We start from the raw sequence: 14,100 nt of genomic DNA, 5'->3' as shown, positions 1-14,100 counted from the left end.
GGCCATCCAACGCAACGGGCGAAACCCCGATTTCTCCGCAGCCTGATGTTGATATCAGCCAGGCGCGTGCAACCGTGGCTGGTGCCCTTGGCGATATTCGTGTTGTGGTGGGTCGCCAGCGAGCGGCATTGGATGAGCGAGCAGATCCTCCCGGCACCTGCGCTAGTCTGGCAAAGTGCAGTTGAACTTGCCCAAGGCGAACTCTGGACCCACCTGGCGATCAGTCTGGGTCGGTTGATGCTGGGCCTTGTCGCTGGCGTTATCACGGGCGCAGTGCTGGGTGCGTGGCTGGGGGCAAGCCATATCGCCGAGCGACTGGTACTCCCGACCTTCACGGCCCTGGCCCAGATTCCTACGCTGGCATGGATACCCTTGCTGATGATCTTCCTGGGTATTGGCGAGTGGCTGAAAATCGCCGTTCTGATCAAGGCGGTCGTGGTGCCCGTTACGCTGCACACCTTGGTTGGGGTACGGGATGCACAACCAACGCTGAGAGAGCTGGCATCGGTCATGGGACTGTCCAGGCTGTCGCTCATACGCCGCGTGATTATCCCGGCGACGGCGCCTTCCCTCATGGCTGGCGTGCGGTTGGCATTGTCCGCAGGCTGGTCATCACTCCTCGCTGTCGAACTCCTGGCCTCAAGCGAAGGCATAGGCTACTTGATGGTCTGGGCCCGTCAGCTATTCATGCTGGATATCGTGTTCGTCTGCATCGTGTTGATCGGCATCATTGGCGTAAGCATGGATAGTGGCATCAGTTGGATCGACCGACGTTGGGTATTCTGGCCCCATCCTGCGCTGGCCGAGCTGAAGCCCGGCCGCCACCATTCGACGCAGCAATGGCTGATTCCCTGGCTGCTTCCGTTGGCACTGATCGCTGTTTGGCAAGCCGGCAGCTGGCAAGGCTGGTTGAATCCGCAGTCGATGGCTTCCCCTGGGCAAGTGGTGCTAACCCTGCTGCACGGTTTGGCAAACGGGCAACTGCCCGCGGCACTTGGCATGACGTTGGGGCGCACGCTGGGTGGCTTCGTCCTGGGCGGTACGCTGGGTGTGGTGGTGGGATTACTGCTGGGTGTCTCTGCTCGTGCCCAACGATTGCTGGGCGCCAGTCTGGGGGCGTTGCGCCAGATCGCGATTTTCGCCTGGGTGCCGTTGCTGACGGCATGGTTCGGATTGGGTGAAGCCGCCAAATGGGCATTTGTGGCAATGGCTGCATTTTTCCCCTTGTTTATTGCCACGTACCGTGGAGTCGCTCATCTGCCGGAACACTTGCATGAGACTTCGCGGGTACTGCAGTTGACCGCCTATAAACGTATGCGGTGCCTGATCCTGCCCGGCGCGGCGCCCGCCATCTTCAGTGGCTTGCGCCTCGGGATGATCTACGCCTGGCTGGGCACCATCGGTGCGGAATATTTCATGCCTTCCAATGGCGGCATCGGCAGTCTGATGATCGGGGCCCAGCAGTTATTGCGCTCCGATCAGATTATCAGTTGCATGATACTTATCGGTTTGACGGGGGCCACGCTGAACAGCCTCGGACAGATACTTGAAAAGAGCGCGACGCGCTGGAGACATCAATGAAAACCGCGGCAGATCCCGTCGTCCGTTTCAGTCACGTAAGCAAAGTGTTCAAGCTCGAAGACGGAGACTTCCAGGCCATACAGGACGTGAGCCTGGATATCGCCGACGGTGAGTTCGTCGCCATTGTGGGTGCCAGCGGATGCGGAAAGTCCACGCTGCTGCGACTGTTGATTGGCCTGGACAGAGCATTCAGTGGAAACATCAGCATTGATGGTCGGCCGGTGGAAGGAGTTGGCAGTGGCCGTGGAATTGTTTTCCAAGAGCACCGACTATTTCCATGGCTTAACGTCAGCGAAAATATCGGTCTGGCACTGGGCAATACAGTGCTTGACCCAGAGGCAAAGCGTAAGAGGATCGAGTCAATGGTCGAGTTGGTAGGCCTGGAGAAATTCAGCCGGGCATATCCCCACCAGCTGTCTGGCGGTATGGCACAACGCGTTGCCATTGCCCGAGGCCTGGTGACCAGTCCTCGTCTTTTACTCCTCGACGAGCCGTTCAGTGCATTGGATGCACTCACTCGGCAGCAGATTCAAGACGAACTGTTGAACATCCGCCAACGCTATCGTGTTACCACGGTACTGGTGACCCATGATGTGGAGGAGGCGATATACCTTGCGGATCGGGTGGTAGTGCTGCAACCCCGTCCTGGCCGGATCAAGGATATTGTTGATATTGATCTTCCCCGTCCGCGTCAGCGCAGTGGCTATGACTTTTACCGGCTCAAAGAGGCGCTGCTGCATAGGCTGACCAAGGAAGGCGAGTATGAGCTTGCAGAGCGGAACCTATTGAAAGAAATTCCGCTGAGGTTTATTGCCCAATAAGCGGTCTTTGGCCGTTGACGCGCTTAATTCGGCTGCGTGACACATGGGAGGCACGTCATGTCACTACTACCTTCAACGGCTGTGCGGATCGCCTCGCTGCTGAGGTCGGGGATCAGTGTCTGAATGAATGCGATAGCGTAGCCGCGTAGAAAAGTACCATGCCGCACGGCGATGCTGGCGATGTTCGGTGGTATAAGGTTTTCCTGTTCGAGGCAGATAATGCTTTTATCTTGCTCGGCGCTGTAGGCCATTTCGGCAACGATACCAATCCCCATCCCGAGTTCGACGTAGGTTTTGATCACATCCGAATCGATGGCGGTGAGTACGATGTTGGGATAGGTAGCAGCGTCAAGAACGTGGCCATTTTGAGTGTGACCACCCGGCGTAACATGCGGACTCCCTGCGGTACGAGCAACTGAACATGATGATCAGTTTGTGAGGCGATATTGGATCAGACAGGTTGTCTGCATGTTGGGATGCATAGTTCTGGATGGGCGAAAAAGCAGAGTGAACTGGCGGTGATGGGGGTTGGACATGAGTACGCGATCTGATACGGCAGACTGGGACTATTCCACGAAACGACAGCCCCATAAAAAGAATATAAAATTAGGTATGTATAATCGTTTGTTATGTTTGTTGTAATAATCAGTGTGTCGCTAGAGCTAGAGAAAAGGTCTTGGGTAGGAGATAGGAGCCTTTTCAAAGAAAAAGAGGAGCTCTATGCAATCGTTATTTTGAGCTTCTGATTCCGAATTCCATTGCGTTCGATTTGTTCTCTCCGACATGGATGAAACCCTGACTCGCAACGGCCGTTTGGCCGCCGCTACGTACACAGCGCTAGAGCGTTTGCAGGCCTGTGGCATCTGCGTTGTTCCAGTCACTGCGGCGCCTGCCGGGTGTTGCGATCAAATGGCTCGGAGGTGGCCTGTTGACGGAGTGATTGGGGAAAATGGAGGGGTGTTTTTCCAACGTACAGTCGGTGGACATGAGCTGTGTCGGTAGTTTTGGCACTCCGAAATCGAGCAGCCCAGGGTATTGAGTCAGGTGCAGGCCATCGCTCGACACGTTCAAGCCAGGGTGCCTGAAGCAATGCTGGCCAGTGACCAGCCGTTGAGGCTGACAAGTCTGGCGTTTTCCCTGCCGGAGCACTCCGATACTCGGCAAGCGTTAGTGGAGGCGTTGGAGGAAGCAGGCGCCGACGTTACTGTGAATAATTTATGGGGCCTGGGTTGGCTTGGCGGCTATGACATGCTGAGTATGTCCAGGCGTATTCTGGCTGAGGTTTATGACCTGGATATCAATGAGCTCCGTGATGCGGTGCCCTATTGCGTCGACTCGACCAATGACGCACCGATGTTCGATTTCTTCCGCCACCTCGTGGGTGTGAGGGCCGTGCGCCAATACCTGTCGCAGCTCTCCACACCACCCGCTTGGATCACTCATGGGCCCCGTGGGGCCGGGTTGTCGAGCTCGTGGATAAACTGCTCGAGTCCCGCCAGCCCTCTCTGCTGCGGACAGAGTGACTTGACCTGCACGTGTAGCTCACAAGTTGCCGACGCCGCCATCCACCAGTAATTCTGTCCCCACGACGAACGTCGATTCGTCAGAGGCCAGATAGACCGCGGCCTTGGCCAGCTCCCACGGGGTTCCCAGGCGCCCGATGGGGACCAGTTGACGGATTCTCTCGCGCAACGCTTCTTGCTCGGCGGCGGGTAAACCCAGTTTGCCCAGGGCTGCTGTTTCAGTTGGGCCTGGGCTCAACCCATTGACGCGTATGCCACGCTCGATGAGTTCTCCCGAGAGTGTGCGTGCCAGTGAAAGCAGTCCGGCCTTGCTCGCGGCATACGCACTGCTTTGTGCGAGGCCAATCCTGGCGCTGACGGACCCGCAAAGAATCACCGAAGACGGGTTGGACAATAAGGGCGTCAGGGCCTGGATTAGGAAGAAAGGTCCTTTAAGGTTGGTTTGCATGAGCTGATCCCATGCCGCTTCGTCCCAATCCTCGATCGACCGGTGAGTGACGTCGCCGGCGTTGACGAACAGCACATCCAGCCGAGGCCACAGCCCGGCGATTCTGCGTGCCAACGCTTTCTGGCCAGCCGCGTCACCCGCATCGCTCTGGATCGACAGGACCGCATCTCCCAATTCCCTCTTGGCCGCCAATAATGCGTTTTCGCTGCGGCCGGTGATCGCGACCGTTGCACCTTCAGCCAAAAACTGTCGGGCGGTTTCCAGGCCAATGCCGGATGTGCCACCGGTTATCAGTGTGTATTTGTTCTGCAGCCTCTGCATGCCCTTGGTCCCGGTAATGAGTTGGAGAACCCATTCTCAGAGCGTTAGTATCCTTTGACTAGTAGGCACCTTTTAGATACCAAGGGACGGATTTGATCCATATGAGCAGCCACAAGCCTCTGCTGCATGCAGCGCATTCCCCGTCGAACCCGCCGTCAGGTTGCCCGATGGTGGATTTTGTCAACCTGATATCCGGTAAGTGGGCCATTCCGATACTTTATCGACTGATCGTGCTGGATAGTCCTGTGCGGTTTAGCGAGTTGCAGCGGGCTGTTTCGCCGATCACGCAAAAAGAACTGACTCGGCAATTGCGTCTTTTCGAACAGCGCGGACTCGTCACACGCACGGTGTATGCCCAGGTGCCACCTCGGGTGGAATACCAAATCACGGACTTAGGAAAAACCCTGCAGGACACTTTCGATTTACTGGCCGACTGGATGCGGGTTCACGCTGCGCAGATCTGTGCGTCGCCGGGCGACGCTCGTTGATTTGGAGGTGCCGTCGTTCGTTCTTGAACTTTACACGGCTCAGGCGTCGGTCATATAACTCAACGTCATCTGGCTCAATGCTCTAATTCCCACCGCCGGGCTCGGATCATCCACCTGGAAAACCGGGGGGCGTTACGCGGTAATCCCCTCTGAAAAAAATACTCACCAGAAGTAGAATTTTCTCCTAATCGGATCAAGGAAATTTTGCGTGAAGAGATCACGTTTTCAGACAGCCAAATCATCGCCATTCTCAAGCAAGCCGAGGCTGGAAGCCCGGTGCCAGAGCTATGTCGCGAGCACGGTATCAGCTCGGCCACCTTCTATAAGCGGCGCACCAAGTTCGGCGGCATGGACGCATCGCTGATGGCTCGGTTACGCGAGTTGGAGGATGAGAACCGGCGTCTCAAAAAAAAGTACGCCGACGAGCGGCTCAAAGCCGAAATCATCCAGGAAGCCTTGGCAAAAAAGTGGTGAAGCCATCGCGGCGACGAGAGATGGCGCAGGAAGCGGTTCGTTCAGGTCGATGCAGTATCAAGCTCGCGTGCCTGACCTTCGGGGTCAGCATCACGTGCTATCGCTATCAATCGAGCCTATCGCCAAAAAACATTTTGACTGGGCTCTAGGGCGGCATTTTTAGCTCGAAAAATCTAAAAAATGCCCCCAGTTTTGCCCCCAGTCGCAGCGGGCATGCGAGCGATCGCGAATGGCGATTTCTGACACGGACTTCGGTGGCCGTGGCTGGTATTCAGTGCGCCTCTGTATCTGGCCAATTCGTGGTCGTTCGGTAAAGGGATAGGTACTGTGAGTGGATAGCCTACCCCGACTTTTTTGGGCCTCCTTCGGGATGTCTGGCTTTCTACCGTTGGGCACGATGAAACGCCAACCCAATCGAGCGTGATGAAAAGGTCACTTTCTAGCCCAGGCCAAACTGGATCGAATCTGCTCGTTCCGATTCATTTAGGAATAGGCTCAACCTTTCAGGCAAAGCATTGCCTCAATCTTGTTTACCGCTGGAATCAGTTCTGCGATGAGCTGTTCAGCTCGTTCGGTCGGAACAATCCCTCTCCCGCACCGGGTAAATAACGGATCTTCGAATTTACGGCGCAGCCGCATGAGTGACCCACTTACGGCTGGCTGGCCAACGCTTAGCAATTTTGCTGTTCGCGAGACGCTACGTTCGCGATACAGCAGTATGAAGACCACAATCAGGTTCATGTCGAAGTTGGCAAAATTATCTTCGTTGATACTCATAGGGCTTTCCTTCCGAGCGGGGTATCTTCGGCGGCGCAGGGCGTTCTCGCTCCTCGCGTAGATCGCGCTGTTGTTCTCGCCGTGATGCCTGCTGCTTTTTGATTCTTCGGATGACTCAGGTACGGGGCATGAAAAAACGCCTGAATTTCAGCCGATCGCCGTCCCTGGCCAATCTGCTGATCGTGGGTATTAGCGGTTGGAAGTCGTCACACCGTTTTTGCTCCAGCCACCTCCAAGAGCCTTGTAAAGCTGCACTTGGCTATCGAGTTGCTGCAGACGATCGGTCAGCAATTGCTGGCGAGCCGAGAACAACTCACGCTGGGCGTCGAGCAACGTCAGGTAGTTGTCGACCCCCTCGTTATACCGTTGCTTCGCCATCTCGTAGTACTCCTGACTGGAACGCACCAGATCACGCTGCGCCTGGAGCTGGCCGTCATACGTGCCGAGCGCAGCCAGTCCATCGGCGACTTCTCTGAAAGCGGTCTGGATACTTTTCTCATACTTGGCTACACGGATGTCTTTCTGGATTTGTGCGTAGTCCAGGTTCGCGCGCAGCCGCCCCCCGTTGAAGATCGGAATGTTGATTTGCGGCGAAAAGCTCCAGTTGCCTGATCCGCCTTTGAACAACCCATCAAGTTCTGCACTCGTAGTCCCCGCTGTTGCAGTCAGACGGATGCTTGGGAAGAACGCTGCTCGGGCTGCGCCGATGTTGGCATTGGCTGCCAGCAAGTCGTGCTCGGCTGCGCGGATGTCAGGCCGTTGTTGAAGGAGCGTCGCGGGTAAACCTGCTGGGATCTCGGCAAGAACGTCTCTGCCCAGCGGCGCATCAGTGACCCAGGAGGGGAGCTGGGCCCCCAGCAGTAATTGCAATGCGTTGGCGTCTTGGGCGACTTGGCGGGTGTACAAAAACATTTGCGCCCTCGCGCCATCCACAAGCGTTCGCGCCTGGCGAACGTCCAGTGCCGATGCCGTGCCCGCCAGATGGCTGGCATCAATCAGCGAAAGGCTGTTGCCATAGCTGTCCAGCGTGGCTTGCGTGACCTTCAGCAAAGCCTGATCCGTTCTCCAGGTGATGTAGGCCGTTGCGACGTCTGCAATCAAGCCAATCTGCACACTGTGTTGGGCTTCTTCTGTTACCAGATAGTTTTCCAGCGCACTGCGCTCAAGGCTGCGAACGCGACCGAAGACATCCAGTTCGTAAGACGTAATCCCGACGTTCAGGCCATATTGGCTCTCGATCCCGGCTTTGCCTGTGGTGGAAAGGTCTGATGGTACGCGTTGCCGGGAGCCGTCAGCATTCACATCCACAGACGGGAATAACTCGGAGCGCTGGATCCTGTACTGAGCACGGTAGGCCTGCACGTTCAGTACGGCTTGGCGCAGGTCTCTGTTGTTGATCAGCGCGGTCTCGATCAGTTGGCTCATTGCCGGGTCGCGAAAGAATTGCTTCCACCCAGAAACTGCCTTGATCTGCGCGCTGCTCCCCTTGGTCTGGTAAGCAGGACCTTGTGGCCATTGATTCTGTACCGGCGCCGCAGGCTGGATGTTTTCAGGGATCAGAGAGCATCCCTGAAGCCCGAAGCCAACGATCAGCGCACAGGTGAAGTGGTTCAGTCTCATGCTTGTTCTCCTTCAACCACTTCGCTTTTGGCCGTTTTGCTGAACAGCTTCATCACCACGACGTAGAACAGCGGGACGAAGAAGATGGCAAGGAAGGTTGCGGCCAGCGTGCCGCCAACGACGCCAGTACCGATGGAGTGCTGACTGCCGCTGCCGGGCCCATGGGCTCGGGCCAACGGCAGGACACCCATCACGAAAGCAATTGACGTCATGATGATCGGGCGCAATCGCAGGCCAGCAGCTTCGGTGGCGGCTTGAATCAGCGTGCGTCCTTGATGCTCGTAGAGGTCTTTGGCGAACTCAATGATGAGGATCGCGTTTTTGGCGGCGAGGCCCATGGTGGTGAGCATCCCCACCTGGAAGAACACGTCGTTCGATAGGCCGCGCAACAGCGTTGCAGCAACCGCGCCAAGTACGCCCAGCGGCACAACCAACATCACCGAAACGGGCACCGTCCAACTCTCGTAGAGGGCTGCCAGACACAGGAACACGATGAGAAGTGAAAGCACATAAAGCGCAGGCGCCTGGGAGCCGGCCTGCCGCTCTTCATAGGACAGTCCGGTGTAGGCCATCCCGATGCCGGCAGGCAACTGAGCGGCAATACGCTCGACGGATCGCATGGCATCACCGGTGCTATAACCCGGCGCGGGTTGCCCAAGAATTTCGATCGATGGGATGCCGTTGTAGCGTTCGAGCTTGGGAGAGCCATAGACCCATTTGCCGGTCGCGAACGCCGAGAAGGGAACCATGTTGCCCTTGGCGTTACGCACGTACCATTTATCGAAGTCCTCAGGCGAGAGACGGGAGTCCTCGTTACCTTGAACATAGACTTTCTTTACCCGGTCGCGATCGATGAAGTCATTTACATAGGCGGAGCCCCACGCAACGGACATGGTCTGGTTGATGTCTGCGATCGACACTTCAAGGGCCCGAGCCTTCTCATTGTCGATGATGACCTGGTACTGGGCTTCATCATTCATGCCGTTAGGCCGGGTCATGGCAAGAACAGGGTCTTGCGCAGCGATTTCGAGAAACTGGTTGCGCGCAGCCATGAGCGCGGTATGTCCAACCCCCGCGTTATCCTGCAGGAACATATCGAAACCTGTGGCGTTACCCATCTCCAAAATGGCCGGAGGAACGACCGCAATGACGTCGCCTTCCTTGATGCTGGCAAATCGTGCCTGAGCGCGTTTTGCGACGGCAAACACCGAGCGCTCAGGATCTCGACGTTCTTCGTACGGGCGCATGTTGACGAAGACTAGCCCGGAGCTCTGCCCGCGTCCTGCGAAGTTGAAGCCATTGATGGTAAACGACGACGCAACGCTGTCCTTCTCATCCTTGGCCAGGTAGTCACGAACCTCGGTAAGCACTTCTTCATTGCGCTCAGAGCTGGCGTTTGCCGGCAACTGAACCTGCACGACGAATACCCCTTGGTCTTCATCCGGAAGGAATGAACTCGGCACTTTGGTGAAGAGGAAAACTACCCCGCCAATCAAGACCAGGTACACGAGCATGAACAGCCCGCGCCGGCCAAGCATCGCGCTGACACCCGATTGATAACGTTGCGTGTTTCGCTCGAACGTGCGGTTGAACCAGCCAAAGAATCCTTTCTTCTCACCTGCACCCGCTTTATGAGGCTTGAGCAGTGTTGCGCAGAGCGCCGGGGTAAAGATCAAGGCGATCAGTACCGAGAACCCCATCGCGGAGATGATTGTGATCGCGAACTGGCGGTAGATGATGCCGGCCGATCCCCCAAAGAAAGCCATGGGCAGGAACACCGCCGAGATCACCAGCCCGATACCCACCAATGCGCCGGAAATCTGGTCCATCGACTTGCGCGTCGCCTCCTTGGGCGAAAGATGCTCCTCAACCATCAAGCGCTCAACGTTCTCCACTACAACGATCGCATCGTCTACCAGCAGACCGATCGCAAGTACCATGGCGAACATGGTCATCACGTTTATCGTGAAGCCACAGGCGAACAGAACCCCGAATGTCGCGAGCAGAACGACAGGCACTGCGAGCGTTGGAATCAAGGTGGCACGAAGGTTCTGCAGGAACAGGTACATCACCAGGAAGACCAGAATGATGGCTTCGAACAAGGTGTGAACCACAGATTCAATCGACGCCGCAACTACCGGTGAGGTGTCGTACGGATAGATAACTTCGACGCCTTTGGGCAGGTACGGTTTGATTCGGTCGACTGTCTCGTGAACACGATCAACAGTGTCCAGAAGATTTGCGCCAGTGGCCAAACGCAGTGCAATGCCTGCCGATGGAGCCCCGTCGTACTTATTGAAGATCGAGTAGTTTTCGCTACCCAGCGAGACTTCGGCGACATCCTGTAGGCGCACTTGGGAGCCGTCAGGATTCACCTTCACCAGGATCTGCTTGAACTCATCGGCCGTGCGCATGCGCACCTTGCCGATTACCGTCGCACTCAGTTGCACGCCTTTCTTGGCAGGCAAACCGCCGATCAAGCCGGACGACACCTGAACGTTCTCCGTGCTCACGGCATCGATGATGTCCTGAGGCACTAACTGGTAGCTGTTCAACTTCGCTGGGTCGAGCCAGATCCGCATCGAGTTCTGAGCACCCAGCAACAGGAAGTCACCCACACCCTTGGTGCGGGAAATGGGGTCTTGCATGTTCGAAACGATCAAGTTGCCCAGATCGAAGCCGTTGAGGTGACCGTCGGTTGAGACCAAGCCCACGATCAACATGAAGTTGACCTGGTATTTCACCACTCGGATGCCCTGACGCTGGACTTCCTCTGGCAGTGACGGCGTTGCCAGTTGCAGTTTGTTTTGCACCTGCACCTGAGCGATATCGGGGTTGGTTCCCTGATCGAAGGTCACGATGATTTGCATGCTGCCGTCGGTATTGCCGTTGGAGGTGATGTAACGTAAACCCTCCATGCCATTGAGCTGCTGCTCGATCACCTGAACAACGGTGTCTTGCACGGTCTGCGCAGATGCACCTGGGTAGGTGACGCTGATCTGCACCGCAGGTGGAGCGATGTTGGGGTATTGGTTGATTGGCAGTGAACGGATTGCTAGAGCACCGCCGAGCATGATCACGAGGGCTATCACCCACGCGAAGATCGGTCGATCAATGAAGAAACGGGACATTCTGAAAGTATCCTTAGTTGGCGGCGGTGCTGAAGGTTTCAACGAGGTTGGTGTCGCTGGCCTCGACCGCTTTCACCTTGCTGCCACTGCGCAGGCGCTGAATGCCTTTCGTAACAACCTTGTCCCCCGGTTCAATGCCATCGCTGACCAGCCAGGTGTTGCCCACCGTGCGGACGGTTTTGAGTTCGCGCAGTTCAACGCTGTCGTCCGGCTTGACCACCCAGACATTAGCCATGCCGCGACTGTCAAAGATCACAGCCGCTTGTGGCACCAGCTTCGCTTCTTGCTGGATGCCTTCTTTGAGCTGTGCATGCACAAACATGCCAGGCAACAGTTTGCGGTCAAGGTTGGGGAATTCCGCTCGCAACGTGACCGAGCCAGTGCCTTGGTCGACACTCACTTCTGAAAACTTCAGCGTCCCGGGGACCGCATAGGCGCTTCCGTCATCGAGGGTAAGCGTGACCTGTGCCTGATTCTTGGCTGCCATTTGCAGGCTGCCGGATTCCAACGCCCGCTGCAGGGCCAGGATTCGGGTTATGGGTTGGGTCACGTCGACATAGATCGGATCAAGCTGGTTAACGGTCGCCAGCTCCTGGGACTGTCCGTTGGTGACCAGCGCACCCTCAGTCACTGCGGAGCGGCCAATCCGTCCGGTGATCGGCGAAAGCACCTTGGTGTATTGCACGTCGATACGTGCAACCTGAACGGCCGCTTGCGCTTGCTTCCACGCTGCCAATGCGTCGTCGTACTGTTGACGACTCACGGCGTTGGTTTTGAGGAGTCGGTCGTAGCGCTCGGCCAGATTCTGGGCGCTGGTCAGATTGGCCTCAGCCCGATTGAGCTGCGCTTTGTAGGTCGCAGGGTCGATCTGATAGAGCTGCTGCCCCTTCTTCACTTCGGTGCCTTCGCTAAACATTCGTTGCTGCACGATCCCACTGACCTGTGGGCGAACTTCTGCCACTCGGTACGCTGACGTGCGGCCGGGAAGGTCGGTGATGAGCATCAATGGCTGTGACTTGATGGTGTATATGCCGACCTCGGTGACCGGATTTTGCGCGACGGGTTGATCACTCTTTTGGCAGCCAGCGAGCAGCAAGGCGGTGAGCGGGAGGATGTGCAAGGCACGTGTAGGCCAAAGGCAGTTCACTCGTGTATCTCCTGAAAAGGATATTCAAAACAGAGACTTGGAATCCGTTCGAGAACCGTGCGAATTCAGGTCGACAGGCCAATGGCAGGCATTGACCAAGCAGAGGGTGAAGCGAAACAGAAAATAGATCCTAACATCCCATGTTTATATCGTCGATGAGAAAAGTTCTTAACTGGCCCTGTGGATGGTGTGGTTATTTGCGGCTCAGCTCCAGTGGGTGGGGCTTGTGAGCCGGATCTTCAGATGAAAATTAAACTGAGTAGATGATTGAAATGGCTAGAAAAAGTGCTGGGGACGCAGAGCTTACTCGCCAAAATCTGGTGGCGGCGGCTCTACTGGGACATGGCGTGAGCAGAGGTGAGCGGGTCGACAATTAAGACGTACAGGTTCCAGCTATATCCTGCAGGTTTGTTTCACCGGTTTGATCGTTGAGTGTTTGCGTCAGGCGCTGAAAAGCACGCACCACTTGAAATCAACCCTGAACGCCCTGTGTGTCATGTTCAAAGGGGCGTTCATTCCGACTTCTTGATTTTGATACATCGATGCGCGCAAGGCTGTGCTCAGGTGATGCGCGATTGGCTATCTGAAATCAGTTCGGCGGTTGCCTGCTCGGCTGCCTCGAATGAGGCCATCGCCCTGTACAACACCTCAAATCCTCTAGATCGCTGCGCCATGTCATCGGCGTTTGCCGCGCGCTCTTCGGATGAGGGAACGATTGCGACCATGGCAGCGCACCGCCCAGGCAGCAGGTGGCGATGCTTCTTGAACCAAATGCCTCGGGTGCGAAAGTCTTCTGAGGTTTCGTTCAGTGCCTCTGGCTCGAACGCCACGACGAACACGCGGTTGCTGTCCAGGAGGGCATCCATCTCTTTGCCCCATTGTTCGGCATATCCGGGCGGACAGCGATCAGAGCGCAATGCTACAAACGGAAATTCAGACACATCGTGCAGGTAGAAATCCATGATATCTCCCGAGGGTTATACCCCTCGTAAAGTCGGCAGTGGATTGATCCTAACATCCTATCTTTATAGAAGTCGATGAGATTTATTCTCAGTTGATGGGTGGGCACTTATTGCAAGTAGTAGCGCAGAAAAATGGCGACAGCCTGATCCACGACCTTGTTGGTATGAGTCACGCTCAGCTCCCGTGGATCACCCATGATCCGGACCCAGAGCACGGTCTCGTCGATCATTCCCAAGAACTGCTGCGAGGCTAATTCCGGATCGTCGATGGCCAGCTTGCCACGACGACCGAGCTCCGCGATGTAGTTACGTACTGCGCTGACCGCAGGTGTTTTACCGACTTCAAAAAAGCGGCGAGTCAGCTCGGGAAATCGTGGGCCTTCAGCAACGACCATCCGTAGAAAAGCCACTGCAAGGGGGGGGGCCCAAAACGCTGCGACCCCTCGACCAATGGTTCGCAATCCCGCCTCGGGATTGGCCAATGCCTCCTCGTCGCTCGCAATGTCCATCACTGGGAACGCACGCCACATCCGTTCGGCTACTGCACCAAACAAGGCCTCTTTACCATCCGGGAAACGGTTGTAGAGCGTTTGCCTGGCGACACCAGCAGCTTTGGCAATGAGCTCCATGCTGGTGCCTTCAAAGCCATGCTGAATGAAGATACGACCTGCAGCTGCAAGAATCGCGTCTTGTTTGGATGTGCTGTGCTCGGAAGAAAGCATCTCGTCGAACAGAGAGGGAGAGGTGGCGGACATAGGCAAAAAAATCTCAGAAAGAACGCGCTTGACTAGATTGGACAGTACAGTC

The 14,100-nt window shown here is 56.3% G+C and carries 11 protein-coding genes and 1 pseudogene; 4 read left to right on the top strand and 8 right to left on the bottom strand.

Annotated elements, in window-relative coordinates:
- Window positions 1-45 precede the first annotated feature (45 nt).
- Both BLU48_RS15875 and BLU48_RS15870 read left to right on the top strand, forming a co-directional pair.
- Window positions 46-1,581, top strand: coding sequence for an ABC transporter permease (locus BLU48_RS15875; protein ID WP_057023586.1), 1,536 nt, complete (start codon window positions 46-48; stop codon window positions 1,579-1,581).
- The gene (locus BLU48_RS15870; protein WP_057023587.1) at window positions 1,578-2,402 is read left to right on the top strand and encodes an ABC transporter ATP-binding protein; all 825 of its coding nucleotides are present in this window, start codon (window positions 1,578-1,580) and stop codon (window positions 2,400-2,402) included. Before BLU48_RS15875 ends, BLU48_RS15870 begins: the two co-directional genes overlap by 4 nt.
- A 23-nt stretch (window positions 2,403-2,425) precedes the next feature.
- On the opposite strand, the gene BLU48_RS15865 is transcribed toward BLU48_RS15870, so the two are convergent.
- A complete protein-coding gene (locus BLU48_RS15865; protein ID WP_057023588.1) occupies window positions 2,426-2,704 on the bottom strand; it encodes a type 2 periplasmic-binding domain-containing protein in 279 nt (92 codons plus the stop codon).
- Between the two features lie 1,240 nt (window positions 2,705-3,944).
- Window positions 3,945-4,694, bottom strand: a complete 750-nt coding sequence (locus BLU48_RS15855) for an SDR family oxidoreductase (protein WP_057023589.1) — start codon at window positions 4,692-4,694, stop codon at window positions 3,945-3,947.
- A gap of 101 nt (window positions 4,695-4,795) precedes the next feature.
- Between BLU48_RS15855 and BLU48_RS15850 the strand changes: the two genes are divergently transcribed.
- Window positions 4,796-5,182: a winged helix-turn-helix transcriptional regulator gene (locus BLU48_RS15850; RefSeq protein ID WP_082636661.1), complete on the top strand. Its 387-nt coding sequence runs from the start codon at window positions 4,796-4,798 to the stop codon at window positions 5,180-5,182.
- 216 nt (window positions 5,183-5,398) lie between these two features.
- Window positions 5,399-5,787: pseudogene (locus BLU48_RS15845) on the top strand (transposase); the annotation flags it as partial.
- 364 nt (window positions 5,788-6,151) lie between these two features.
- On the opposite strand, the gene BLU48_RS15840 reads toward BLU48_RS15845, so the two are convergent.
- The 6 genes from BLU48_RS15840 to BLU48_RS15815 all read right to left on the bottom strand — a co-directional run bounded on the left by BLU48_RS15840 (window position 6,152) and on the right by BLU48_RS15815 (window position 14,048).
- On the bottom strand, window positions 6,152-6,433 hold the full coding sequence (locus tag BLU48_RS15840) for a LysR family transcriptional regulator (RefSeq protein WP_057023592.1): 282 nt from the start codon (window positions 6,431-6,433) through the stop codon (window positions 6,152-6,154).
- A gap of 189 nt (window positions 6,434-6,622) precedes the next feature.
- Window positions 6,623-8,053 (bottom strand): efflux transporter outer membrane subunit, encoded by a 1,431-nt coding sequence (locus BLU48_RS15835; protein ID WP_057023593.1) that lies wholly within the window; start codon window positions 8,051-8,053, stop codon window positions 6,623-6,625.
- Window positions 8,050-11,184: an efflux RND transporter permease subunit gene (locus BLU48_RS15830; RefSeq protein ID WP_057023594.1), complete on the bottom strand. Its 3,135-nt coding sequence runs from the start codon at window positions 11,182-11,184 to the stop codon at window positions 8,050-8,052. The genes BLU48_RS15835 and BLU48_RS15830 overlap by 4 nt, the downstream gene beginning before the upstream one ends.
- A 13-nt stretch (window positions 11,185-11,197) precedes the next feature.
- On the bottom strand, window positions 11,198-12,331 hold the full coding sequence (locus BLU48_RS15825) for an efflux RND transporter periplasmic adaptor subunit (protein WP_057023595.1): 1,134 nt from the start codon (window positions 12,329-12,331) through the stop codon (window positions 11,198-11,200).
- A 560-nt stretch (window positions 12,332-12,891) separates the two neighbouring features.
- On the bottom strand, window positions 12,892-13,293 hold the full coding sequence (locus BLU48_RS15820; protein ID WP_057023596.1) for a hypothetical protein: 402 nt from the start codon (window positions 13,291-13,293) through the stop codon (window positions 12,892-12,894).
- Window positions 13,294-13,400: 107 nt separating this feature from the next.
- Window positions 13,401-14,048, bottom strand: coding sequence for a TetR/AcrR family transcriptional regulator (locus tag BLU48_RS15815; protein WP_057023597.1), 648 nt, complete (start codon window positions 14,046-14,048; stop codon window positions 13,401-13,403).
- Between the last annotated feature and the right edge of the window lie 52 nt (window positions 14,049-14,100).

This window comes from Pseudomonas synxantha, from assembly GCF_900105675.1.
In the GTDB taxonomy this organism is placed as follows: Bacteria; Pseudomonadota; Gammaproteobacteria; order Pseudomonadales; family Pseudomonadaceae; genus Aquipseudomonas; species Aquipseudomonas synxantha.
This window is presented reverse-complemented; position numbering and strand designations above follow the sequence as displayed.